21 protein-coding genes and 1 tRNA gene are annotated in these 25,164 nt (G+C 65.0%); 11 read left to right on the top strand and 11 right to left on the bottom strand.

Going from position 1 to position 25,164, the window contains the following annotated elements; translation table 11 throughout:
- Positions 1 to 109 precede the first annotated feature (109 nt).
- From hrpA to AB4068_RS00600, 3 genes are read right to left on the bottom strand one after another with little or no spacing between them, the layout of a single operon-like run.
- On the bottom strand, positions 110 to 4,111 hold the full coding sequence (gene hrpA, locus AB4068_RS00610) for an ATP-dependent RNA helicase HrpA (protein ID WP_307053597.1): 4,002 nt from the start codon (positions 4,109 to 4,111) through the stop codon (positions 110 to 112).
- Positions 4,112 to 4,124: 13 nt separating this feature from the next.
- On the bottom strand, positions 4,125 to 5,111 hold the full coding sequence (locus AB4068_RS00605) for a helix-turn-helix transcriptional regulator (protein ID WP_306960946.1): 987 nt from the start codon (positions 5,109 to 5,111) through the stop codon (positions 4,125 to 4,127).
- Between the two features lie 60 nt (positions 5,112 to 5,171).
- Positions 5,172 to 5,336, bottom strand: coding sequence for a hypothetical protein (locus AB4068_RS00600; protein ID WP_172465477.1), 165 nt, complete (start codon positions 5,334 to 5,336; stop codon positions 5,172 to 5,174).
- 81 nt (positions 5,337 to 5,417) lie between these two features.
- Here AB4068_RS00600 and AB4068_RS00595 point away from each other — a divergent pair, with 81 nt between their 5' ends.
- The gene (locus AB4068_RS00595; protein WP_306960943.1) at positions 5,418 to 6,386 is read left to right on the top strand and encodes a GlxA family transcriptional regulator; all 969 of its coding nucleotides are present in this window, start codon (positions 5,418 to 5,420) and stop codon (positions 6,384 to 6,386) included.
- On the opposite strand, the gene AB4068_RS00590 is transcribed toward AB4068_RS00595, so the two are convergent.
- The 7 genes from AB4068_RS00590 to AB4068_RS00560 all read right to left on the bottom strand — a co-directional run bounded on the left by AB4068_RS00590 (position 6,383) and on the right by AB4068_RS00560 (position 11,317).
- Positions 6,383 to 6,706, bottom strand: coding sequence for a protealysin inhibitor emfourin (locus tag AB4068_RS00590; RefSeq protein ID WP_307053599.1), 324 nt, complete (start codon positions 6,704 to 6,706; stop codon positions 6,383 to 6,385). The two genes, AB4068_RS00595 and AB4068_RS00590, sit on opposite strands and share 4 nt — an antisense overlap.
- Positions 6,707 to 6,739: 33 nt before the next feature.
- Entirely contained in the window at positions 6,740 to 7,756 is a 1,017-nt protein-coding gene (locus AB4068_RS00585) for a M4 family metallopeptidase (protein WP_441432437.1), read from the bottom strand.
- Positions 7,757 to 7,872: 116 nt separating this feature from the next.
- A complete protein-coding gene (locus tag AB4068_RS00580) occupies positions 7,873 to 8,043 on the bottom strand; it encodes a hypothetical protein (protein ID WP_172465479.1) in 171 nt (56 codons plus the stop codon).
- Positions 8,044 to 8,343: 300 nt separating this feature from the next.
- Positions 8,344 to 8,416: transfer RNA gene (locus AB4068_RS00575), tRNA-Arg, on the bottom strand.
- 87 nt (positions 8,417 to 8,503) lie between these two features.
- On the bottom strand, positions 8,504 to 10,024 hold the full coding sequence (locus AB4068_RS00570) for an FAD-dependent oxidoreductase (protein ID WP_306960935.1): 1,521 nt from the start codon (positions 10,022 to 10,024) through the stop codon (positions 8,504 to 8,506).
- Complete coding sequence (locus tag AB4068_RS00565; RefSeq protein ID WP_306960933.1) at positions 10,021 to 10,893, bottom strand: FAD:protein FMN transferase; 873 nt, start codon at positions 10,891 to 10,893, stop codon at positions 10,021 to 10,023. The genes AB4068_RS00570 and AB4068_RS00565 overlap by 4 nt, the downstream gene beginning before the upstream one ends.
- 4 nt (positions 10,894 to 10,897) lie before the next feature.
- Complete coding sequence (locus AB4068_RS00560; RefSeq protein ID WP_284988420.1) at positions 10,898 to 11,317, bottom strand: FMN-binding protein; 420 nt, start codon at positions 11,315 to 11,317, stop codon at positions 10,898 to 10,900.
- Between the two features lie 220 nt (positions 11,318 to 11,537).
- Here AB4068_RS00560 and argS point away from each other — a divergent pair, with 220 nt between their 5' ends.
- The 10 genes from argS to AB4068_RS00510 all read left to right on the top strand — a co-directional run bounded on the left by argS (position 11,538) and on the right by AB4068_RS00510 (position 24,196).
- Positions 11,538 to 13,187, top strand: a complete 1,650-nt coding sequence (argS, locus tag AB4068_RS00555) for an arginine--tRNA ligase (protein ID WP_441432436.1) — start codon at positions 11,538 to 11,540, stop codon at positions 13,185 to 13,187.
- A 5-nt stretch (positions 13,188 to 13,192) separates the two neighbouring features.
- The gene (gene lysA, locus AB4068_RS00550; RefSeq protein ID WP_441432435.1) at positions 13,193 to 14,662 is read left to right on the top strand and encodes a diaminopimelate decarboxylase; all 1,470 of its coding nucleotides are present in this window, start codon (positions 13,193 to 13,195) and stop codon (positions 14,660 to 14,662) included.
- Positions 14,655 to 15,971 (top strand): homoserine dehydrogenase, encoded by a 1,317-nt coding sequence (locus tag AB4068_RS00545; RefSeq protein ID WP_284988417.1) that lies wholly within the window; start codon positions 14,655 to 14,657, stop codon positions 15,969 to 15,971. Before lysA ends, AB4068_RS00545 begins: the two co-directional genes overlap by 8 nt.
- The gene (gene thrC, locus AB4068_RS00540; protein WP_059387608.1) at positions 15,972 to 17,078 is read left to right on the top strand and encodes a threonine synthase; all 1,107 of its coding nucleotides are present in this window, start codon (positions 15,972 to 15,974) and stop codon (positions 17,076 to 17,078) included.
- A 2-nt stretch (positions 17,079 to 17,080) separates the two neighbouring features.
- A complete protein-coding gene (gene thrB / locus AB4068_RS00535) occupies positions 17,081 to 18,055 on the top strand; it encodes a homoserine kinase (protein WP_441432434.1) in 975 nt (324 codons plus the stop codon).
- A gap of 301 nt (positions 18,056 to 18,356) precedes the next feature.
- Positions 18,357 to 20,450, top strand: coding sequence for a transcription termination factor Rho (gene rho, locus AB4068_RS00530; protein ID WP_441432433.1), 2,094 nt, complete (start codon positions 18,357 to 18,359; stop codon positions 20,448 to 20,450).
- A 177-nt stretch (positions 20,451 to 20,627) separates the two neighbouring features.
- On the top strand, positions 20,628 to 21,701 hold the full coding sequence (gene prfA, locus AB4068_RS00525; RefSeq protein ID WP_028264759.1) for a peptide chain release factor 1: 1,074 nt from the start codon (positions 20,628 to 20,630) through the stop codon (positions 21,699 to 21,701).
- Positions 21,702 to 21,719: 18 nt separating this feature from the next.
- On the top strand, positions 21,720 to 22,592 hold the full coding sequence (prmC, locus tag AB4068_RS00520) for a peptide chain release factor N(5)-glutamine methyltransferase (protein WP_284988414.1): 873 nt from the start codon (positions 21,720 to 21,722) through the stop codon (positions 22,590 to 22,592).
- Positions 22,593 to 22,604: 12 nt separating this feature from the next.
- A complete protein-coding gene (locus AB4068_RS00515; protein WP_284988413.1) occupies positions 22,605 to 23,420 on the top strand; it encodes an L-threonylcarbamoyladenylate synthase in 816 nt (271 codons plus the stop codon).
- The gene (locus AB4068_RS00510; protein ID WP_306960921.1) at positions 23,417 to 24,196 is read left to right on the top strand and encodes a WecB/TagA/CpsF family glycosyltransferase; all 780 of its coding nucleotides are present in this window, start codon (positions 23,417 to 23,419) and stop codon (positions 24,194 to 24,196) included. The genes AB4068_RS00515 and AB4068_RS00510 overlap by 4 nt, the downstream gene beginning before the upstream one ends.
- Positions 24,197 to 24,218: 22 nt before the next feature.
- On the opposite strand, the gene AB4068_RS00505 is transcribed toward AB4068_RS00510, so the two are convergent.
- Positions 24,219 to 25,115, bottom strand: a complete 897-nt coding sequence (locus AB4068_RS00505; protein WP_306960920.1) for a glycosyltransferase — start codon at positions 25,113 to 25,115, stop codon at positions 24,219 to 24,221.
- Positions 25,116 to 25,164 lie beyond the last annotated feature (49 nt).

Raw genomic sequence — 25,164 nt, 5'->3', positions numbered from 1 at the left:
GGTGGTGTTTTCCCAAACGCTCGCTCACCTTTGGCAGGAATGGCCGTATAGGTGAGCGGGCGTCCTGGGATTTGGCCATATAGGTGAGCGGGCGTTGGTACCGCCCCGGCTACGCGGGGGCCAGCGCCTGGTTGAGAACCGCGCGGATGCGCTTTTCCGAGACTGAGTAGGCCGTGCCGAGTTCGACGGCGAAGAGGCTCACGCGCAGCTCCTCGATCATCCAGCGCACCCGTGTTAATTCAGCTCCTGCCCGTCGGCCAGGCAGCAGCGCGGAGACAGCGTCGTCGTAGTCGTCCTCCAACGCCTGAACAACGGACATGTTCAGCCCGTCACGCTGGACATTGTTCGGGAGCTTTTCGAGGCGCTTCTCGATTGCGGCCAAATACCGCGGCAGCTGGCTCAGTTGGGCGTAGCCCGTCCGTGCCACAAAACCGGGGAACACGAGTTGCTCGAGTTGGCTCTTCATGTCGTTGAGCGCGCTGATCAAGGCGAGGCTCGTGCTGCCCTTGAGTTGCTTCTCGATCCGCCGTGTGCTGCCCAAGATGCGTTCGACGACGGCGGTCACCGTGAAGACGGTGTCGATCAGTTCCGCACGGACCAGCTCGTACAGGGCGTCGAATGCCTCCTTGTCCCACGGAAGTTCGGCCGGAGTCAGCTTGTCGATGGCCGCGAGGACGCAGTCGGCAATCAAGGCACTTACCGAACCATGGGGATTCTGGCTGAACGTCAACTTCTCCGTGTTGTTCAAGTGTTCCAGGACGTAGCGGTCCGGGGCGGGAACCCGCAGCGCGAGCAGCCGGATAACGCCGCCGCGCATTGCCGGCTCCTGCTCCGCCCGGGTCTGGAACACCCGCAACGCAACGGATGTGCCCTCATCCACGAGAGCGGGAAAACCCGTGACATCGTGCCCCTTCACTGTGCGCGTCACTTGGCGTTCGATAGCTCCGAAAGTCCACGCGGTGAGCCCGGTTTGCTCTGAGAGGAAACCGGCGGCCTGCGGGGTCGAGCCGCCGCTGCCGTTTCCACTGGGGGATCCGGCACCGCCGGCATGTGCAGCGCCCTTCGGACCGTTGGTGCGCGCCGTCGTCGCGGGTGTTGCGCCGAGGGATTCGGCGATGGCACGGCGGGTAGCCGGAGCCAGCTGCTCCTGGAGAGCGGCCAGGTCCTTGCCTTCGTCGAGCACCTTGCCGCGGCTGTCCACTACCTTGAAGCTGACGCGCAGGTGCGCCGGAACGGCGTCCCAATTCCACGATCCCGGAGGAACGATGTGTCCCCGGATACGGCGCAGCACCAGCTCAAGTGAGGCCTCAAGATCGTCCGAGGCAGGATCGAAGTCGGTTTCCAAAGCAGCAGCCGCTTGCCGGGCAACATCCGGGGCAGGCACGAAGTTCTTGCGGATGTGTTTGGGCAGCGACTTGATCAAGGCGGTGACGAGCTCCACCCGCTGGCCCGGTATCTGCCAGCGGAAAGGGGCGTCGTCGAGCTGATTAAGGAACAGCACGGGGACCTCGGCTGTGACACCATCCGACGGATTGGGCGGCGAGCCGGGAGCCACTGGATGGAACTCGTAGCTCAGGGGCAGCTCAAAGCCCTTATGCAGCCAGGTTTTCGGGTAGGCGGAATCATCCAGGGCTTCCGCGTCCTCGCTGATGAGCAGCGATTGGTCGAAGTCCAGCAACGTGGGGTCCTGCTGGCGGGCTTCCTTCCACCATTTGTCGAAGTGGCGTTCAGAGACCACGTCCTTGCCGATTCTGGCGTCGTAGAACTCGAAGAGCGTGTGGTCGTCCACGAGGATGTCCCGGCGGCGCATCCGCGTCTCGAGCTCCTCGATTTCGTGGAGCAAGGCGCGGTTGCGGTGGAAGAACTTGTGGTGGGTTTTCCAGTCGCCTTCGACGAGGGCATGCCGGATGAAGAGTTCGCGGCAGAGCTCGGGGTCGATCCTGCCGTAGTTGATGCGGCGGTTCGGGATGATGGGAACTCCGTAGAGCATCACCTTCTCGTGGGCCATAACCGAGCCCGTCCGGGTGGACCAGTGGGGTTCGCTGTAGGAGCGCTTTACGAGATCCGGTGCAACCTGCTCCGCCCACAAGGGATCGAACTTCGCCGCGACCCGGGCCCAGAGCCGGCTTGTTTCAACCAATTCCGCGGCCATAACGAAGGCGGGCGACTTCTTGAACAACGCCGAGCCCGGGAAGATGGCGAAACGGCTGCCGCGTGCTCCGGCGTATTCGCGCTTGCGTTCATCCAGCATGCCGATGTGGCTCAGCAGTCCGGAGAGCAAGCTGATGTGGATTCCCTCGTTGTTGCCTACGGGGTCGGCCTCGCGCTTGTTGTCGATGGTGATGCCCAGCGGCTTGGCGAGCTGGCGCAATTGCTGGAAGAGGTCCTGCCATTCGCGGACGCGCAGGTAGTTGATGAACTCGTTCCTGCACAGCCGGCGGAACTGCGTGGAGGAGAGCTCCTGCTGCTTTTCCTGGATGTAGTTCCACAGGTTCAGGAATCCGGTGAAGTCCGAGTTCTCATCCCTGAAGCGTGCGTGCTTCTCGGCGGCAAGCTGCTGCTTGTCCGTCGGACGCTCGCGCGGATCCTGGATCGTCAAGGCCGCCGCCAGGATCATGACTTCCTTGACGCAGCCGCGCTTTCCGGCCTCGACAATCATCCTGCCGAGCCGGGGGTCCACCGGGAGCTGGGCCAACTTCTGCCCGACGGCGGTCAGGCCGCCGCGGTTGTCGGTGCCGCCCCCGCGCGCGCTGCGGCCGTCGACGGGTGGGGGAGCGCCGCCGTCGCCCGTGCGGGCCGCGCTCAAGGCGCCGAGTTCGCGCAACAGCGTGACGCCGTCGTTGATGGCCCGGGAGTCCGGCGGCTCAACGAAGGGGAAGTTCTCCACGTCCTTGGGGCCGCGGGCAACGCCCATGGCAGTCATCTGCAGGATGACCGCGGCAAGGTTGGTCCTCAGGATCTCCGGATCAGTGAACGGGGGGCGTGACTCGAAGTCCTCCTCGGAATAGAGCCGGATGGCGATACCCTCGGACACGCGCCCGCAACGGCCGGAACGCTGGCTTGCCGATGCCTGCGACACGCGTTCAATCGGCAGCCGTTGCACCTTGGTGCGGTGCGAGTAGCGCGAGATGCGGGCCGTGCCGGTGTCGACGACGTATTTGATGCCGGGAACGGTCAAGGACGTTTCCGCGACGTTGGTAGCGAGGATGATCCGCCGCTTGCCGCCCGGGTTGAAGACCCTGTGCTGCTCCTGCAGGCTCAAGCGGGCGAACAACGGCAGCACCTCGGTGCCCGCCAGCCTGCGGTTGGCCTGGATCCGGCCGTTCAACGCCTCGGCGGCGTCGCGGATCTCGCGCTCGCCGGAGAAGAACACCAGGATGTCTCCGGGAGCCTCAAGCGCGAGCTCGTCGACGGCGTCGCACACGGCATCGAGTGGGTCGCGGTCTTCCTCGAGCTCGTCGTCGGACGCGTCCTCATCCTCGCCGGATGCACCGCCGGCCGGTTGGGACAGCGGCCGGTAGCGGATTTCCACCGGGTAGGTCCGGCCCGAGACCTCGATGATCGGCGCGGGTTCTTCCTCGCTGCCGAAATGCTTCGCGAAACGCTCGGGGTCGATGGTCGCCGAGGTGATGATGACCTTCAGGTCCGGCCTTTGCGGCAGGATCCGCTTGAGGTAGCCCAGGATGAAGTCGATGTTGAGGCTGCGCTCGTGTGCCTCGTCGATGATGATGGCGCTGTACTTACGTAGCAGCTTGTCCCGCTGGATCTCAGCCAGCAGGATGCCGTCGGTCATTAGCTTGATTTTGGTGGCCTTGCTGACTTCGCCGGTGAAACGGACCTGGAAGCCCACTTCCTGCCCGATCTCGACGCCCATCTCGAAGGCGATGCGTTCTGCGACGGTGCGCGCGGCAAGGCGGCGCGGCTGGGTGTGGCCGATCAGGCCCTTGTCGCCGAGGCCGAGTTCCAGGCACATTTTGGGGATCTGCGTGGTCTTGCCGGAACCGGTCTCGCCGGCGATGATGGTCACCTGGTTTGCGGCGATGGCCGCCATCAAGTCCTCGCGGCGCTCGGAGACGGGCAGCTCTGCGGGGTAGGAAATATGAAGTGTCATGGCTGCTGACAGTCTACTGTGGCGGCGCCTCGGCACGCAGTGCGCGCTTTCCCGCGGCCTTTTCCAATCGCCCGGCCATGGTGCGGGCGTACTCCTTGAATTCTTCAGGAGAGATGATCTCAAAGTCCATGTCCAGCGCCGCGAGGTGCGCCGCGGGCTGGGCCAAGCTGTCCCAGCCGGCGCGGAGCAGGGTTGCGCTCCCGCCGTCGTCGCTCAGGCTAGCGAGCTGCGGGCCGACGACGGCGGCCACGTCGCCGATGGGGGCGTGGAGGCGCACGACGACGTCGTAACGGTAAGGCGAGCGGGTCACGGAGCGCTGGACGTAGTCCGCGAGGTCCTCGGCAGGCAGGGGGCGCGGCACATACTTTTTCCGTTCGGCCGGAAGCGTGGCGATGCGATCGGCACGGAACGTGCGCCAGTCTTCCCGGTCCACATCCCATGCGACCAGGTACCAGCGCCGCCCGGTGTCGACGAGCCGGTATGGCTCCACCAAACGCCGGCCAGCGTCACCGTCTGCCTTGACATAGTCGAAACTGAGTTGTCGCTTGTCCGCGATCGCCGCGGAGACCACAGTGAGCTGCTGGGGGTCAACCGACGCCGCGTTGCTGGGCAGTGTGGTGACCGCGGCCTTGAGCATCGCGAACTTCGGGCGGAGACGTGAGGGAAGCACCTGCTCGAGCTTGGCAAGGGCGCGGACCGATGCTTCGCCGATACCGGCCACGGGACCCGCCGCCACCGAGTTCAGTCCCAGGGCGACGGCGAGAGCTTCATTGTCGTCAAGGAGCAGCGGCGGGAGCTGGGCCCCGGCGCCCAGTTGGTAGCCGCCGGCTATCCCAGGCGAGGCGTGGATGGGATAGCCGAGGTTCCGGAGCTTGTCGATATCGCGGCGGACGGTGCGCTCCGTGACACCCATCCGCTTGGCCAATGCCGGGCCGGTCCATTCACGCCGGACCTGCAGCAAGGACAGCAATTGCAGGAGCCTTGCGGACGTTTGGATCATGGCACTGAATCTAGCCCACCATGCGGACAAAAGTCGTCCGTGTTGAGGGGCAGGCTGTCCTTAGAACGCGCGCAGTGTCCAGCACGAGTTGTCAGGCAGGTCCCTCGCCGTCCAGGGCTCGGAACGGTCGGGAAGGCGGCCGCGGCCGTCCCGAAGGACCGCTGAGATGGAAGCGGCGGCAGTGATGATGAGGATGATGAAGAGCAAGACTCCGATGAATTCCATGACTCCATCGTGTTCCTCACGCACCCCAAGAAACAGTGGCAGAAATGACCCATTTAGGCAATTTTCTGCCACACTGGATCTATGTTGAAAACGGTGGCAATCATTGTTGTTCCCAACTTCTCGATCTTCGAATTCGGGACCGCCTGCGAGGTCTTTGGCATTGACCGAGCGGACCGGGGGAGTGGCGTTCCCGGCTTTGACTTCAGGGTCTGCACCCCCGTACCGGGAGACGTGAAGATGAAGTCCGGCCTGTCGATGCATGTCGGACTGGGCCTGGAAGCTACGGCCGATGCCGACCTGGTCATCATGGCCCCGTATGGACGGGACGAGGACGTCCCGGAGCCTGTATTGGATGCGCTACGGGCGGCCCACACGCGCGGGGCTTGGGTCATGTCGATCTGCTCCGGGGCGTACGCGCTTGCCCGTGCGGGCCTCCTTGACGGGCGCCGCTGCACCACGCACTGGCACTATTCACAGGACCTCGCCAGCAGGTACCCGCAGATTCATGTGGACGAAAATGTGCTTTACGTCCAGGACGGAACGATCATCACAAGTGCCGGCACGGCCGCCGGCATTGACGCCTGCCTCCATCTTGTCCGCGTCGAGCTTGGCGCAAACGTTGCTGCTGCCATCGCCCGCGACATGGTGGTTCCGCCGCACCGCGACGGCGGCCAGGCCCAGTTCATCGACCGGCCCATGCCCACGTGCGGCTCTGCGCCCATGGAGGCATTGCTGCGCTGGATGGTGGAAAACCTCGAGCATGACCACAGCGTCAACGAACTGGCTTCCCGGCTGCACATGTCCGCCCGGACCTTCGCCCGCCGGTTCCGGGCCGAAACAGGTGCCACACCGGCGGCGTGGCTCAATTCGCAACGGGTGCTCCGGGCACAGGAGCTCCTGGAAAGCACGGAGTTGAACATCGACGAAATTGCGCGCGAAGCAGGATTCGGACATTCCGTGCTGCTGCGGCACCACTTCGCCAAGGTCCTGGCCACGAGCCCTCAGTCTTACCGGAGGGCTTTCCGCGGCCAGTTGGCGGAAGTTGGCTAGCGGCGGAGGGTCTCGTGGCCTTCTACCTTGGCGTTCTCCACGAGGGTGTGCCATGGCCCGGTGACCTCGGTCTCCGGGAGCGTGGCACGGTGTTGTCCGGCGCGGATTGAATACATGAACCGGTCGGCTTGCCCGGCAGCTTTCCCGGGTGCCCGCGCGGCCGCCTGTGCGCTGGCGCGACCGCGGGACGGCACTTGGTCCCAAGGGCAGGCCTCCACGATCGGCATCCAGCGCTGCCTATCTTCGGAGGTGGCGGCATCCACGGTCCAGACGCGTGTGATCGCGGCGACGCCACCGCTGCGCTGGACAGTGATTTTCATGTTCTGCGGCTTCCACTGCTCCGGAGGGTGCTGCTAGAGCTTTACCTTCACAGTTTCCCACGCCGTACGGACTGCGTCATGCTCGTGTGAGCCGGCGCCGAAGAGCTCCTCCGCCGAGGCCACTGTGGCCTTGGCGAAGCGTCCGAAGGTGCACGTGGCAGGCAATGAGCCGCTGGTCAGCGTGTTGTACCAGATCTGGCCCGGCGCCTCCCACGCATTGCCACCCAGCTCCAGGGCAAGAAGGCAGAACGCCCGGTTGGGGATGCCTGAATTGATGTGGACACCGCCGTTGTCCGCGGTGGTGCGGACGTACTTGTCCATGGAGTCCGGCTGCGGATCCTTGCCCAGAACGTCGTCGTCATACGCGGTGCCGGGTGCCCTCATGGAACGGAGCGCGGTGCCTTGGACGGCGTCGGTGAACAAGCCCTCGCCGATCAGCCAACTGGCCTCCGCAGCCGATTGCTTTTTGGCGTATTGCTCCACCAGGGCCCCGAAAACATCCGACATGGACTCGTTGAGGGCTCCGGCCTGGTTCCGGTAGGCGAGGGCTGCCGTGTATTGGGTGACGCCGTGGGCAAGCTCGTGCCCTATGACGCTGAGCGACTTCGTGAACCTCTGGAAGATTTCGCCGTCGCCGTCGCCGAAGACCATTTGGCTGCCGTTCCAGAAAGCATTGTCATACAGCTCGCCGTAGTGGACAGTGGCATCAAGTTTCAGCCCGGCGCCGTCGATCGAATTACGGCTGAACGCACCTGCATACAGCGCGTGGGTTTCGCCCAGTCCGTCGTAGGCTTCATCGGCGGCGGGGTCGCCCGTTGCCGGACCTTTTTCCTTGCGGACGAGCTTGCCGGGCAGGGCTTCGGTGGAGCCAGCGTCGTAGATGGTCCGCTTGGGCGGGCCGGGCTTCGCCTGCCGTGCCTTCGGCACGGGGGCCGGCACGGGAAGCGCGCGGACCGCCTGGAGGTTCTTGATGTGGAGCAGGGATTCCTTGGCCGCCCGTGCGATCACCCGCAGGCGGGGCTCGTGCTGTGCCGCCAGCCTTCGCAGCATGTAGGGAGGAATGATGGAACAGATCACGGCGAACCCTTTCGTACCTGTTGGACGGGTACGAACAGCTTAGGAGTGGCTACTGACTTTTTAGCCGGGCCGGTGCGGCATGTCCGGGATCACGACGACTCGGAGGCCTCCTGCAAGCACACCGGCAACAGTTCCTCCTCATATTCGGGGCCCTTCAGGATCCGTTGCAGCTTGCCGAGGTCCACGATGCCATTGCCCCAGGCCAGTTCGATTTCGTAGAGGGCTTGCTTGTTGCGGCGGGCGGCTTCACATTCAGGCATCGGTGTCCTCGGGTTGTGGGCAAAGGATGGTTGCGAGATGTTCTGCTGGGAGCCGCGACAGCTTCTTGGCGAGAACCGGGGCAATGGACTCGAGCTCGGGGAACGCTGCTGCGGGCTCCAGTTGAGGTGTCTGCCCTGGTCTTTTTGTTGTCTGCACAAGAACGTTGTGCTGGCAGGCGGCCAATCGTGACGCAGTTTTCCACTTTTTGTTGCCCGACTGGCAAGCGGCGAGGCTCCACGGCAAACGGTGAGGCAAAGAAAAACCCCGCCGGTTCCTTGAACTGGCGGGGTTTTCTGTTGTGCCCTCGATAGGATTCGAACCTACGGCCTTCTGCTCCGGAGGCAGACGCTCTATCCCCTGAGCTACGAGGGCATCCGGGGCTCCCATCCGTTGCCGGAGGGACGTCCACGAGCTTAGCAGGTCACCGCGCCCCAATGGAAAACGGGCGGGGGCGAGCCGTCAGTAGCCCGCGAAAGCGTCCACATGGATGCGTCGAGCTCCGGCATGGCGGGCGGCGGAGCGAAGGGTGTCCACGTTTGCCGGGGACCCGGAGACGTATACGTCCCGCTCGGCCACATCGGGGATGAGCTCCCGCAGGGAGTCGCCGTCGATGCGGCTCCGCCCGGCGTCGTGCATGAACGACGGCGGCGGGGAACCGTCCGAAAGGCGGGCGATGACCCGCGCGCCCGAGGCCTCCAGGACATCGCTTCCGGCGAGTTCTGCGGCGCTGGGGGCGAGATACAGCACGACGATGTCCCGTCGCGCGGAGCTGCCGGACGCCAGCTGGGAAAGGAAAGGCGCAATCCCTATTCCCGCCGCGATGAGCAGCACGGGTTTGCCGGCGTCGGGCGGCAGGACAAAGTCGCCGCCCACCGCGGTTCCGCTGACGCACTCTCCAGGCTCAAGCGCGAGCAACGCACGCTTGGCGGCGGAGACTGGTCCCGCCGTGCCGACGCCGAATGTCATCTCGAGCGAGTCGGGCGAGCTGGTGATGCTGAAGACCCGTCGCCGCCCTTTACCGTCCGAGCGCGAGTGCGGAAGGTTGAGTTCCATGAACTGCCCCGGGAGGAAACGGACGGGCCGTCGTGGCTCAAAGCGGAACTCGGTGGTGAACGGCGTCAGGGGGCGCGAACCCTTGAACGTCAGCATGATCCCGCCCCGCTGCCCCACGAGGAACGCGAGGAGGTTTCCGATCAGCAGAGCGAGTTCCGGCGAATTGGCCACGCCCGCCACGTTGTACGGCACAGCAAACAACAAGGCCACGACGGCGGCCAGTACCATTTGCTGCCAGCGGCGGGGAGGCAGGGTGAGGGGCTCGGTGAGCATGAAACCGACGAAAAAGAGAAGCGGCTGCTGCGCGATCGGTTGCCACAAAGCGGGTCCGAAGGACATGCCGCCGCGCAGGAGCACGGCGCACACCACCGACAGCGCCACGACGAGGAAAGTGCAGGCCATGAGCACCTTCAGCGTCCGGTACAGCACCAACAGCACGCCGGGAACCAGGAGCCACAACATGGCCGGGGTTGCCGCCCACCACGTGGCGATGTTCAAACCGGTGAGCCCGGCGATGAAGGCGCCCGCCGCGGCGGGATTGAATATATGCCGGCCTCGGAACGCCAAGACGTATTTGGATGCCGAGGCCAAGATGCATGCCACGGCGACCCCGGCGAGGTCGAGGACCTGGACCGAAGGAATCAGCTCGGTGGGCCAGAACAGGAAGTACAACAAGAGGCCCGTGATGAGCGAGGACTCCGAGTGCGGCTGGACCTTGAAGAGCATGGCCATGAGCCGGTTGGATGCATACGTCAGGCCCAGGCACAGCACAAGATGGACAACCATTTCAGGCAGCCCGAAGCTCAACCAGCCCAGGGCGTTCAACACCATGCTGTACGCCGCGAGAACGGCAAGGACCCAAAGAATCAGCCGGTACATCGTGAAATGGCCGAGCCAGGCATCCACCCGGGCTTTGATGGCAATCATGAGAACAGTGTCCCTTCGAAGCCGGCCGAATAGGCGGCGTGTCCGTCCGAATAGACCATGAGCCAGGAAAACTCGAATTCTCGCTCAAGTACTTTCGGATCCACCATGAAGAGCGCCGTGGCCAGCGCATCGGCTTCCATTGCGGTGGTAGCCATGGTCCACGTGGCCACCACCGTCTCCACCGGGCGCCCGGTGGCGCCGTCGAGGACATGGTGCAGCCCGTCGCCCCACGCGCGGCGGTTGGCGGCTGAAGCGCACAGCGCCCCGTCATGGAGTTCGACGACGCCGATCGCCTGGGTGGGGTCGTAGGGGTGTTCGAGGCCCACGCCCAACGGCTCCGCCCCGGAATGAAGCATGTCGCCGCTGGCATCGACCAGGAACTCCGTGGTTCCCGCTCCACGCAGGACCGAGGCCAGAAGGTCCACCAATTGGCCCTTCCCGGCAGCACCGATGTCCAAAACCACAGGGACGGAAGCGGAAATCTCCGTGCCGTTCCATACGAGGGCGTCTTCCCAGCGCGGTGCCGGCACCGGATGGCCGAGGGGCCGCAAGGCATAGTCCGCCCCGTAGCCCAGGTGCTCGAGGCTGCCGCCGATGAGCGGCGTCATGGTGCCGTCGCTGAGGCGGTACAGCTTTTTGAAAAGCCGTTCCAGCTCGCCTGCCCCGGCAGGGAGGGTCACGGTGCCGGGTTCACGGGCGAGCGGCGCAACCAGGGAGTCGTCCCGGAAGCGCGAGTAGCTTCGGTCGTAGTCCTCCACGACGCCGAGCAAGCCGGCGCGCACCTCCTCGGGGAGTTGCTCCGGCGTCGAGATTTCCCACGTGGTTCCGATCCCGTCGAAGCTGAAAACGCTCCAGCCCGTGTGCGCCATGCGCCTATTTGGCCTCGGACTTGATGGTTTCCACGGCCTTGTTGAATCCTTGGCTGGTCAGGGAGGAGCCGGCGACTTTTGAGACGTTGATCTCATCCAGTTTCTTGCCGACCACCTGCGCCGCGATGCCGTTCTTGAACTGCCCCTGGAATTCCTTGGTGTTCGGGTTGTTGGCATGGACTGTGATGTCCACCGCGGAAATGGTGCTACCGGCCAATGTCAGCTTGACCCCCACGGTTTCACCGCCGTTGGGTGAAATGTAGTCACCGTCCGCACTGTAGGTACCGTCCTTGTAGGGGCCGGAAATCGTGGAGGTCTTTTGCGGGGTGCTGCCTTGTGCCGAGGGGGCGCAAGCTGCCACCGAACTGGCCAGGGAGAGGCCGGCGGCGCCCACCAGGAGGCCCTTGCGGAGTGGCGTAGTCATGGTTCTGCTCGTTTCAACTGGACTCGAAAAGTGGTCAATGCGCGTTCCTTCGGGCCGTGGGCCGATCACACCACTGACGGTGATTTCAGCCTATCGGTTCAGTCTGGGAGCTTTACTGGCCGAAGCTGGGCGCCGGCTGGGTGCGCGCTGGTGCCCGCGTGTGCGCATTGCTAAGCATTAGAATTCCACCACTTGCAAGCCCCACCGGTAGGCTAGACGGGTGACTCCCGAAGAACTCTCAGCCGCCATATCCGCCTGCCTGAAAGACGCTGTCGCCGCCGGCGAGCTTGCGCTTTCCGAATCTGCCCTCCCTGAGGACGTGCGCGTGGAGCGACCCAAGAACCGGGAGCACGGCGACTGGGCCACGAACATTGCCTTGCAGCTTGCCAAGCATGCCGGGACCAACCCGCGTGAATTCGCCACAATCCTGGGCAGGCGGCTGGAAGCGATCGACGGCGTCACCGCCGTGGACATCGCGGGCCCGGGCTTCCTGAACATCACCGTGGACGCGGCGGCCGCCGGTGCGCTGGCCAAGGCCATCGTCGAGGCGGGAAGCTCCTACGGAACCAACCAGGCGCTCGCAGGCCATGTGGTCAACATGGAATTCGTCTCGGCCAACCCCACGGGACCGCTGCACATCGGCCACACGCGTTGGGCGGCCCTGGGAGATTCGATTGCCCGCGTCCTCCGTGCCTCCGGTGCGGACGTCACCGCGGAGTACTACATCAACGACGCGGGCTCGCAGATGAACGTTTTCGCGAACTCGGTGCTGTCCCGCCTGCACGGACGCGGCGTTCCGGAGGGCGGCTACCCCGGTGAGTACATCCGGGAACTCGGCGACGAGGTGCTCAAGGCCCATCCGGCAATCCGCGAGCTGACCGACGAGGCCGCACTGCCGGTGATCCGTTCCGCGGCCTACCAGGCCCAGATGAAGGACATCAAGGACACCCTGGCCGAGTTCGGCGTGGCTTTCGATGTCTTCTTCTCCGAGCAGGAACTGCACGACGGCGGTGCGATCGAGTCCGCCGTCGCCCGCCTCCGCGAGCAGGGCCACGTGTTCGACGACGGCGGGGCGGTCTGGCTGCGCACCACGGACTTCGGCGATGACAAGGACCGCGTGATGATCCGGGCCAACGGCGAACCCACGTATTTCGCCGCCGACGCCGCGTACTACCTGTCGAAGAAGGACCGCGGCTTCACGGAGAAGATCTACCTGCTCGGCGCCGACCACCACGGCTACATCAACCGGCTCAAGGCCATCGCAGCCTGTGCGGGCGACGACCCCGAGGTCAACATCGAGGTCCTGATCGGACAGTTGGTCTCGGTCAACGGCGCCAAGCTGTCCAAGCGTGCCGGCAACATCATCGAGCTCAAGGACTTGATCGAATGGCTCGGGAAGGACGCCGTGCGTTACTCGCTGGCCCGCTTCCCCGCCGATTCTCCGCTGACGCTGGATCCGGAACTGCTGAAGAAGAACAGCAACGAAAACCCAGTGTTCTACGTGCAGTACGCGCATGCCCGCTCCCGCGGCACGGCACGCAACGCGATCGAGGCTGGCGTCGACCACAGCGCCTTCGACGCGTCCTTGTTGGACCACGCCACCGAGAACGAGCTGCTGTCCTACCTCGGCAGCTACCCGTCCATCGTTGCCAAGGCCGCCGAGCTCCGCGAACCGCATCGTGTGGCCCGCCACCTCGAGGTCATCGCCGGTGCCTACCACCGCTGGTACGACGCTTGCCGCGTCTCACCGCTCGGCGACGAGCCGGTCCAGGACGTCAACCGCACACGGCTGTGGCTCAACGACGCCACGAGCCAGGTACTTGCCAACGGACTCGAACTCCTCGGCGTTTCAGCTCCGGAACGGATGTGATCAGCGTGCAAAACAACACCGCCGCCTCGCCCCTTGCCCCCGAGTGGCTCGTCGTGCCGGAGGACGTGAACGCGCTTCACGCGCCGATGTGGGCCGAAGGTGTCCAGAGGACCGACGACGGCGAGCTCGCCATTGACGGCGTTCCCGTCAGCGAGCTCAAGGCGCAGTTCGGCACTCCGCTGTTCGTCATGAGCGAGGGTGATTTCCGTGCCCGCGCCCGCTCCTTCAAGGACGCCTTTGACGCAGCTTTTGAGGACATTTGCGGGGGAGTGGACGTCTACTACGCCGGAAAGTCCTTCTTGTGTACTGCCGCGGCCAGTTGGGTGGCCGAGGAAGGCCTGCGCCTGGACACGTGCTCGGGCGGCGAACTCGCCGTCGCGGCCCGCGCCGGCATCGACGGCGCCAATTTGGGGCTGCACGGCAACAACAAGTCCGACGCCGAGATCAACCGGGCACTGGACATGAAGCTCGGCCGCATCGTGGTGGACAGCCTCGATGAGCTTGAGCGGGTCGCCAAGATTGCCTCCGGCCGCGGCGAGACGGCGAAGGTCATGCTGCGGCTGACTCCCGGCGTGCACGCCCACACCCACGAATTCATCGCCACGGCCCACGAGGACCAAAAATTCGGTCTCTCCATGGCCGGGGATACCACGGAGTCAGCCGGCCTCTCGGCCGCCGAAGAAGCGGTCGCTGCGGCGACTTCGTACTCCAATGTGGAACTCCTTGGCCTGCACTGCCACATCGGTTCCCAGATCTTCGAGCCTGACGGTTTCGCCCTGGCAGCGGAGAAGCTGTTGGGATTCCTCGCCGCAATGCAGGCGAAGTACTCCATCGTCCTGCCGGAACTGGACCTCGGCGGTGGCTACGGGATCGCCTACACGCCCGTGGACACACCCCGCCCGCCGGCCGAAATCGCGCAGGCGATGGCCGCCGTCGTTCGTTCCAAGTGCGCTGAGCTGGGAATCGCCTCGCCGCGCATTTCGATCGAACCGGGCCGCGCAATCGTGGGCACCAGCACCTTCACCTTGTACGAGGTCGGGACGCTGAAAACCGTCCGCGTGGACGCGCCTGTAGATGCCGGTGGCAACCAAAACGTTACGTTCCCGCGCCGCTATGTGTCGGTGGACGGCGGCATGAGCGACAACGCCCGTCCGGTGCTGTACGACGCGGATTATTCGGCCATTCTCGCCTCGCGGACCTCGGACGCTGCCGCGCAACTGTCCCGAGTAGTGGGCAAACATTGCGAGAGCGGCGACATAGTTGTTAGAGATGTATATCTGCCCGAAGACGTGGCAGCCGGTGATCTGCTCGCTGTACCGGGAACCGGCGCTTACTGCTGGGCCCTCTCAAGCAACTACAACTATCTGGCCAGGCCTGGCGTTGTCGCTGTGCGCAATGGATCCGCCCGGCTGATCGTCCGCGGGGAAACCGAAGAAGATCTCTTGAACCGCGACATGGGAGTGGCGAATGTCTGAAGTGCGAACCCTGAAGGTGGCCCTGCTGGGCTGTGGCAACGTGGGAGCCCAGGTAGCGCGGATTCTCCTTGACGACGCCGACGCCCTTGCGGCCCGCACCGGCGCACGCTTGCAGCTGTCCGGCATCGCCGTGCGGAACCTTGATTCAGAGCGCGACGTCGAACTGCCGCGCGAACTGTTCACCACCGACGCCGACACCCTGGTCAAGGACGCCGATCTGGTGATTGAGCTCATGGGCGGCATCGAGCCTGCCCGTTCGCTCATCCTGACCGCCATGCAGAACGGCGCCTGCGTCGTCACTGGCAACAAGGCACTCCTGGCACAGGACGGCCCGACCCTCTACGAAGAGGCCGACAAGGCGGGCGTCCAGCTCTCCTACGAGGCCGCCGTCGCCGGAGCCATTCCGATCCTGCGTCCCATCCGCGACAGCCTCTCCGGCGACCGCATCACCAGGGTCCTGGGCATCGTCAACGGCACCACCAACTTCATCCTCGACCAAATGGACAGCACCGGTGCGCAGTTCGCCGACGCGCTGGCCGAGGCCCAGCGGCTCGGATACGCGGAAGCCGACCCGACTGCCGACGTCGAAGGCCATGACGCCGCGGCGAAGGCCGCCATCCTCGCGTCGTTGTCCTTCCACACGCGCTTCGCCCTCGAAGACGTGTACTGCGAAGGCATCACAAAGGTCAGCGCAGCGGATATTGCCGCCGCGAAGGACGCAGGCTTCGTCATCAAGCTGCTCGCCATCGCGGAGAAGATCACCAACGCAAACGGCGACGGCGGCATTTCAGTCCGCGTCCACCCCACCCTCCTGCCCCGCGAGCACCCGCTGGCGGCCGTTCGCGGTGCGTTCAACGCAGTCTTCATCGAGGCCGAGAACGCCGGCGAGCTCATGTTCTACGGCCAGGGAGCCGGCGGAACCCCGACGGCGTCTGCCGTCCTGGGCGACCTCGTCTCGGCAGCCCGCCGGGTGGTACTGGGCGGTCCCGGCCGTACCGAGACCACCACGGGCTACGTGCCTGCGCTGTCGATCGATGCATCGACCACGAGCTACTACATCGGCCTCGACGTTGCCGACCAGGCCGGCGTCCTGGCCCGGATCACCCACATCTTTGCGGAGCACGGCGTGTCGATCGAAATCATGCGCCAGACGATCCACCGCGACGCCGCCTCGAAGGTTGAGTCGGCCGAGCTGAAGATCGTCACGCACCGCGCATCCGAAGCCGCACTCGCGGCAACCGTCGAGGCCGTCAAGGGCCTGGACGTCATCAATTCTGTGACATCCGTCCTGCGGGTAGAAGGGGTCTAAGTGGCTCACCAATGGCGCGGAGTAATCCGCGAATACGCTGATCGTTTGCCTGTAACGGAAGCCACGAAGGTCATTACCCTCGGCGAGGGCGGAACTCCGCTCGTCCACGCGCAGAAGCTCTCCGAACTCACCGGATCCACCGTGTACCTCAAGGTGGAGGGCATGAACCCCACCGGGTCCTTCAAGGACCGCGGCATGACGATGGCCATGACAGCTGCTGTCGAAGCAGGCGCCAAGGCCGTTGTTTGCGCCTCCACGGGCAACACCTCAGCCTCCGCCGCAGCTTACGCCACCGCCGCCGGGCTCAAGTGCGCCGTGCTGGTCCCCGAAGGCAAGATCTCCATGGGCAAGCTCAGCCAGGCCATCGCGCACGGCGCGACCCTCCTGCAGGTGGACGGCAACTTCGACAACTGCCTCGACATCGCCCGCAAGCTCGGCGAGTCCTACCCGGTGTTCCTCGTGAACTCGGTCAACCCGGCGCGTATCCAAGGCCAGAAGACCGGTGCCTTCGAAATCGTCGACGCCCTCGGAGACGCTCCGGACATCCACGTCCTGCCGGTAGGCAACGCGGGCAACATCAGCGCGTACTGGAAGGGCTACAAGGAGTATTCCGCCCCCTTCGAGTCCGCGACCGCCGGCACCCTTCCCGCCGTCTCCACCAAGACGCCAGCCATGTGGGGATTCCAAGCGGCAGGCGCGGCACCGTTCGTGGCAGGCCACCCCATCACCGAACCGGACACGATCGCCACGGCCATCCGCATCGGCAACCCGGCGTCCTGGGACACGGCCATTGCGGCGCGTGATGAATCCGGCGGCTTCATCGACGCCGTGACCGACGAGGAAATCCTCGATGCCCACCGCTGGCTCTCCGCCAAGGAAGGCGTCTTCGTGGAACCCGGTTCCGCAGCAGGCGTAGCCGGGCTCATCAAGAAGCACGCCGCAGGCGAGGTTCCCACCGGCAAGACGATCGTCATCACCGTCACCGGACACGGACTCAAAGACCCGCAGTGGGCACTCCGTACCGAAGACGGCAGTGAGGTCCAACCGGTCAAGGTGCCGAACGACGTCGTAACCGTGGCATCCGAACTGGGACTGGAAGAAAACTAAGAGTGGAAACCACGCAGCCCACCGCGACGGGTCTCACGCTTGTCGCGGCAGGCCAGCAGCTGACCGTCAGGGTCCCGGGCACCAGCGCCAACCTGGGCCCCGGCTATGACAGCCTCGGCCTGGCATTGTCGATCTACGACACCCTGACCGTCGAAACACTCACCACCGGAGAGCTCGAGTTCGAGCTCTCCGGTGAGGGAGCCGATTCCCTTCCCCGGGATGCGAGCCACCTCGTCGTGCGTGCCCTCAACACGGCCTTGGAGCGCCTCGGTTTCCGGCACAGCGGCCTCAGGATCACCGCGGACAACGTCAACCCGCACGGCCGCGGACTTGGCTCCTCGGCGTCGGCCGTGGTTGCCGCCGTGACCGCGGCCAACGCCTTGGTGCCCGAATCCGCACAGCGTGACCGAGAGTGGATCCTGCAGCTCACGAGCGAGATGGAAGGGCACCCGGACAACGTCGCACCCGCGATTTTCGGCGGATTGGCCCTGTCATGGCAGGACAGCGAGCAGTACAGCAGCACCCGCGCAGAAGTGGTCCCGTCGGTCATCCCGATCGTCGCCGTGCCTGACTATGAATTGTCCACCGAGACTGCCCGCGGTTTGCTGCCTGCTTCCATCGGCCACCACGCAGCAGCCATGAACTCAGGACGCGCGGCGCTCCTCATCCACGCATTGACGGCCGACCCCCGTTTCCTGCTTCCCGGAACCGAGGACTACCTGCACCAGAGCTACCGCGCAGAGGCAATGCGGCCCAGTGCGGCGCTGATCAAGGCATTGCGGTCTTCGGGCCATGCAGCCGTGGTCTCGGGAGCGGGACCCACAGTTCTGGCACTGGCCAACGGCGCGGATGAAGCCGAGGCGATCGCCGAATTGATTAATTCGTTCATCGCGGACAACACTCCGGATGTTGCGTGGCGCGTGATGACACTGGCAGTGGACGTTGAAGGTGCTAGAGTGGACTTGCACCGGCGGTAGAACCGCGGGCAGTTCCCTGACATTGGATCCCGGCTTATTGCCGTTCCCGTCTCCTACTGTGTCGAAGTCTGCCGGTGTCGTCTCCTTATCGGCCTGTCGCAGGTGCCACAGAACCCTTTCTGTTACCCGAGCGGTCAGCCCGCGCCCCGCCCGCCGGAGCATCGAAGACGTATTAGTATCCGGCCCTGCTGAAACTAAACCGGCAAGACCGAAATCACGGCTGCAGATCTGAACTGCAGTCCAGAACAAATCATCGCGTCCAGCTCTAGGTCTGGACGCCGTCGAGGGGGAAGGATCCTTCGTGACAGAAACCACTGAGCTGGCTTCAGCTGTGGAAACAACATCTTCTGCAGCTGAATCAACGGCCGCAACCGCTAAGAGCAGCGGCCTTGCAGGCCTCAAGCTCGCGCAGCTCCAGGCTCTCGCCAGTCAGCTGGGCATTTCGGGCGGATCCCGGATGCGCAAGGGGGACTTGGTCTCGGCTATCTCGGCCCACCGTGCCGGTGCAACCACCAGCAAGGCTCCCACCGCGGCCAAGGCCGTGGCAGCAAAGGCCGCGCCTGCAGCCCCGGAAGCTGAGACCGCTGCCGCACCTGCCGCAGCACCTGTTGAAGCTCCTGCGCAGGACGGCACCCGTGCACGTGGCCGTGGCCGAAGCCGTCGCGCCACCAGCGATGGCGTTGTTGCCGCTCCTGCCGCCACGGAAACCGCGGAGGCTCCCGCTGCCGTCGTCGAGGCTCCCGTCGCAGAAGCAAGCGAGGCCGCCGGCGAACGCCGCCAGCCGCGCACGCGGAACCGTCGTCGTGGCGAGGCCGCTCCGGTAGAGGCCGGTGAAGCCGCCGAGACCCGCGCCGCAGAGCAGCCCCAGGCCGAACAGCCCCGCGTAGAACAGCGCCAGCCTGAACAGCGCCAGACAGAGCAGCGCCAGCCCGAACAGCGCCAGGCACAGCAGCGCCAGGGCGAGCAGGCCTCTGTCGAAGCCGGCGAACCCGGCCAGCGCGAACGCCGCGACAACACCCGTACGCGTCGCGAAGACACGAACGACGGCGATGACACCGGCAACCGCCGCAATCGTCGCAACCGTCGCGACCGCAACGATCGTCCGGGTCCGCAGGACAATCGTGACAACCGCGATGGAAACACCCGTAGCGACCGCTTCCGCGACCGCAACGAACGCCGCCGTGGCCGTGGCCAGGGTCCCGACGTCGACGACGTCGAGGTCACCGAGGACGACGTCCTGCTGCCTGTTGCCGGCATCCTGGACGTACTGGAGAACTACGCGTTCATCCGCACCTCGGGGTACCTGCCCGGCGCCAACGACGTGTACGTGTCCCTCGCCCAGGTCAAGAAGTACAACCTGCGCAAGGGTGACGCCGTCGTCGGCGCAATCCGCGCCCCGCGCGACGGCGAGGACCGCAGCCAGCAGTCCGCGCGCCAGAAGTTCAACGCGCTCGTCCGCGTCACGTCGGTCAATGGCAAGACGCCCGAAGAGCTCAAGGACCGCGTCGAATTCGCCAAGCTGGTTCCGCTGTACCCGTCCGAGCGACTGCGCCTCGAAACGGACCCCAAGAAGATCGGCCCGCGTGTCATCGATCTCGTGGCCCCGATCGGCAAGGGCCAGCGCGGCCTGATTGTCTCCCCGCCCAAGGCCGGCAAGACGCTCATCCTGCAGTCCATCGCCAACGCGATCACCACCAACAACCCTGAGGTCCACCTCATGATGGTGCTGGTGGACGAACGTCCCGAAGAAGTCACGGACATGCAGCGCACCGTCAAGGGCGAGGTCATTGCCTCCACCTTCGACCGTCCTGCCGATGACCACACCACGGTTGCCGAGCTTTCCATCGAACGCGCCAAGCGCCTCGTGGAAATGGGCATGGACGTGGTGGTCCTCCTGGACTCCATGACCCGCCTGGGCCGCGCCTACAACCTGGCAGCACCGGCCTCCGGCCGTATCCTGTCCGGTGGTGTCGACTCCGCTGCGCTCTACCCGCCGAAGCGCTTCTTCGGTGCTGCGCGCAACATCGAAAACGGTGGCTCGCTCACCATCCTGGCAACCGCGCTCGTGGAGACCGGTTCCAAGATGGACGAGGTCATCTTCGAAGAGTTCAAGGGCACGGGCAACATGGAGCTCCGCCTGTCCCGCCAGCTGGCGGACAAGCGCATCTTCCCGGCCGTGGACGTCAACGCTTCGGGTACCCGTCGCGAAGAGAACCTGCTTTCGGCCGAAGAAGTCAAGATCATGTGGAAGCTGCGCCGCGTCCTCTCCGGACTCGAGACCCAGCAGAGCCTTGAACTCTTGACCAACAAGATCCGGGAGACCGGGAGCAACGTCGAGTTCCTCATGCAGGTACAGAAGACGACTCTTGGAGCCAAGTCGGATAACGACAAATAGCTGTTTTAGGGGCGGGCGCTGGTTCGTTCGTGCGGTTGGTGCCGCGCGGATGTTCCGCTCCCGCCCCTTCCCTTTGCAACGCGGGGTCACTTACGGCCCATGCCGAGGGCCTGGATGGGCCGTAAGTGACCCCGCGTTGCAGTTATTAGACTTGTAGAAGTCGAAAGAGGTTTGAAAATGTTTGAGTCCGTACAGGGATTGCTTGACGAGCATGCTGCTATCCAGGCGCAGTTGAGTGATCCTGCCGTTTATGCCGACCAGGCTTTGGCCCGCAAGTTGGGGCGGCGCTCTGCCCAGTTGCAGGGCATCGTTGAGGCGTACAACCGTTGGCGCGGGCTCATGGACGATCTCGAAGCGGCCAAGGAAATGGCTTCCGAGGACGCCGAATTTGCTGCCGAGGTAGACGAAATCGAGGCGAAGCTTCCGGCAGCGCAGGAGAAGTTGCGCAGGCTGCTGATCCCTCGCGATCCCGACGACGCCCGCAACGTCATTCTCGAGGTCAAGGGCGGCGAAGGCGGCGACGAAGCTGCGCTCTTCGCCGGGGACCTGCTGCGCATGTACATGCGTTACGCCGAGTCCCGCGGGTGGAAGACCGAACTCATTTCGGCCACGGAATCGGACCTGGGAGGCTACAAGGACGTCCAGATGGCCGTCAAGGGCAACTCGAACGATCCCGCAGAAGGCGTCTATGCCCGCTTGAAGTTCGAAGGCGGCGTGCACCGCGTCCAGCGTGTTCCCGTCACGGAGTCGCAGGGCCGCATCCACACGTCCGCGGCCGGCGTACTCGTGCTTCCCGAAGTGGATGAGCCTGAAGAGCTCGAAATCAACCAGAACGACCTCAAGATCGACGTCTACCGGTCTTCAGGTCCCGGCGGCCAATCCGTCAACACCACGGACTCTGCCGTCCGCATTACGCACCTCCCCACGGGCATCGTGGTGGCCATGCAGAACGAAAAGTCCCAGCTCCAGAACCGTGAAGCCGGCATGCGCGTCCTTCGTGCCCGTATCCTGGCACACCAGCAGGAGCAGATCGACGCCGAGAACTCGGCCCAGCGCAAGTCGCAGATCCGCACCATGGACCGTTCCGAGCGCATTCGCACGTACAACTTCCCCGAAAACCGGATTGCCGACCACCGGACGGGCTACAAGGCCTACAACCTCGACGCCGTCATGAACGGCGACCTGGAGCCGGTCATCCAATCGGCCATCGAAATGGATGAACAGTCGCGCCTGGATGCCCTGGGCGAGTAACAGCCTGCAAGGATCTTCATGACGTTCTTTCCGGGCCAAAGCCTCGCCGACGCTGTCCGCGAGGCAACAGCCATCCTGTCCGACGCCGGAGTCCCCACTCCGCGCGTGGACGCTGAACTCCTCGCGGAACACCTCCTGGGCGTCGGCCTCGGCCGCCTGCGCGCCATGCTGCTGGGCGATTCCGAGGCCCCGGAAGGCTACGCGGACTTGGTGGCCGAGCGGGCCCAGCGCGTCCCGCTCCAGCACATCACCGGCGTCGCGCACTTCCGCTACCTCACGCTCGCCGTGGGCCCTGGCGTGTTCATTCCGCGACCGGAAACGGAATCCGTGGTCCAGCTCGTCATCGACCACCTCCAGGGACTCGAGCACCCCAAGGTGGTTGACCTTGGCACAGGCTCCGGCGCCATCGCGGCGTCGATCGCCCACGAAGTGCCCGGGGCCGAGGTCCACGCCGTCGAATTCAGCACGTTCGCCCACGCCTGGGCCGCGAAGAACCTGAAGCCCCTCGGAGTGAAGCTCGTGCAAGGCGACCTTCGCAATGCACTGCCCGAACACGACGGAACGTTCGACGTCGTCGTTTCCAATCCGCCCTATATCCCGGCTGAAGCAATTCCGAACGAACCTGAAGTGGCGCTGCACGATCCGCCGGAGGCACTGTACGGCGGGGGAGCGGACGGAATGGAGCTTCCGACGGCGGCTGCAGCCTCCGCTGCCCGGCTCCTCAAGGGCGGCGGCTACTTCGTGATGGAGCACGCGGAAGTGCAGGCGGGCTGGATTGCCGAACACCTGAAGGCTGCCGGTTGCTGGACGCACGTCGCCACCCACCTCGATCTCAATGGCAAGGAACGTGCCACGAGCGCAGTGTTGGCAATCGCTGCCTCCGGGAAATGAAAGAATAGCGCTGTGACCACAAGCTACAACTGCACGTCAGAGGAACAACGCGCCGAAGGCCTGGAGCATGCGCAGCGCGCCATCAGCGAGAAAAAGTGTGTCGTCATGCCGACGGACACTGTCTACGGCATTGCCGCCGACGCTTTCTCGCCGCAAGCCGTGACCATGCTGCTTGTCTCGAAAGGCCGCGGCCGCCATATGCCGCCCCCGGTGCTGATTCCGCGGCTCAATGCGCTGGACGGGCTGGCAACCGATGTATCGGAAGAAGCCCGCAAGCTCGCGGAAGCCTTCTGGCCCGGCGGCCTGACGCTGATCTTCCACGCCCAGCCGTCCTTGGATTGGGACCTGGGGGAGACCCGCGGAACCGTGGCCCTGCGCATGCCCGACGATGAAATTGCGCTTGAACTGCTCAACCGCACCGGACCGCTAGCGGTGTCCTCGGCAAACCGCACCGGCCAGGCCGCCGCGCAGACAGCCTCCGAGGCGAGGACCCAGCTTGCTGAATCGGTCGAGGTGTACCTTGAGGGCGGCTTCCGGCCTGTCGAGGGAACCGAGTCCGTAGCGTCCACGATTGTCGACGCCACCGCGCTGCCGCTTCGGGTGGTCCGCGATGGTGCGATTTCCCTGGAGCGCCTCCGCGAGATTGTTCCCGGAGTGCTGGCCCTCGGGGAAGCCGCGCCCGAACCCGCGGCTGAAGCCGCACCTGACACTGAACCGGCGCCTGAAACGGCCGCGGCTGAAACAGCGGCGGAACCGGCGTCCGAGACGGAAACAGCCCCGGAGGAACAGGCCGAGACCCCTGTCCACACGGAGACCAGGGCCGAATGAGCCTGGTCCGGGATCGCGTTCCCCTTCTGGACGTAGACGTCACCGCACTGTGCGCCGACGAACTCATCGAGGCCATCAGCGGGTACGTTTCGGACGGCACCACCAAGGTTGTCCTCGGGCACAATCTGCACAGCGTCACGCTGTTCCATTCGAGCCCGGATTTCCGCCGCCTCTATGAACGCAGCGATGTGGTGCTCATGGATGGTGCGCCTGTCGCCATGCTCTGGGGACTTGGACGGCGCGGAGCTTCACGGGGCGATGCCGCGGGGTTGATGGAATACCGTCTGGGATCCACTGACTGGGTGCCGGCGCTAGGCGGCGTCGAAGGCCTGCGCAGGATCGCCGTCGTCGGCGCCGGCCCCGAGGCCAACAGCAAGACGGTGGAGCGCCTCCGCAAAATCGTGCCGGGCGCCGAGGTCTCCGGGCGGCCCGGTGAGAATTGGGACGATGACAGCGAAGAGGCCGCCGTCGCCTGGCTCGCGGAATTCCGCCCGCAACTCGTGCTTCTTGGCCTTGGAATGCCGCTGCAGGAATCGGTCCTGCACCGCCGTCTCGACGAGCTTCCGCCTGCCGTCTACTGCACCGTGGGTGGCGCCATCGAGCAGTTGGCGGGCCTCCAGAAGCTCGCTCCACGCTGGCTGGGCCGCCTCGGGCTCGAATGGGCATGGCGGCTCGTCCTGCACCCGGGACGCGTCGCCTACAGGGTCTTCGGCGAGCCGTGGGTGCTCCTCGGCCTGCTGGTCCGCCGTCGGCTCTCCGGCAGGAACAGCGCCTGAACCGAAGCGCCCGGCAGGACCGCTAGAACTTCTGGTCCTCCAGGGGGCCAAAGCCCTTGTCCCGCAAGCCGGCGGAGAACGCCCGGAACCATTCGGCGAGCCCGCGGAAGTCACCCCGGGGGAGGAAGTAGCCCAAGTAGCCTCCGACGTCGGCCACCATGGATTTTCCGCGGCGGTAGCGGCGGATCAAGTAGCCGCGGTTGCGGTAGTAGAAGTATCGCTTGAACGCCGAATCCGGCACGATCACGTGCCAGCGCGCGCCGAAGACGTGCTTTGTCTCGGAAAACGCGTGCGGGTGGCTAATCCAGGCCGTCGCGACGGTACCGAAGCGGATTCCCGCTTTCCTGAGGCGGATCATGAAGTCCACCTCGTCGCCCCGGATGAACAGCCGGATATCCGGCACTCCCACTTTGAAGAACACATTGGAACGGATGAGCGCGCCGTTGAAGAAGTGCCCGACGTCGGGCAGGAACCCCGCCTTCTCGACTTCGGCGCGTTCGTGGGTCACCTTGCCGTCGATGCGGAAGAAGAAGGAGAGCTTGTCCGGGTGGCCGGGCGCAACGACGAGCGGCACGACGGCGTCGAGTCCGCGGGCCTCTGCTTCGCGAACCAGGGTTTCAAGACAGGCAGGATCGCCGGGTTCGGCGTCGTCGTCCATGATCCAGACCCATTCGGCGCCGCTGGCGACAGCCTTGAGGATTGCGAGGGCGAAGCCGCCCGCGCCGCCCAGGTTCGCCTCCGAGCGGACGTAGTCCACTTTTGGATGGCTTGACGCAAGCTCCCGCGAAGGAATGGTTCCGCTGTCCACGAGGCAAATGGTGTCCACGGGCATGGACTGCTTGTTGATGGCGTCGAGCAAGACTGCTAGCTCTCCGGGGCGGTCAAAGGTCACAGCCGCTACGGCAACGGAGACAGTCATGTAGGGTTCCTTCCGGGCACTCGCGGGGAGGGTCCTCCCGGCTCGCCCT

It is taken from the genome of Arthrobacter sp. 2RAF22 (assembly GCF_052115325.1).
Lineage (GTDB): Bacteria > Actinomycetota > Actinomycetes > Actinomycetales > Micrococcaceae > Arthrobacter.
This window is presented reverse-complemented; position numbering and strand designations above follow the sequence as displayed.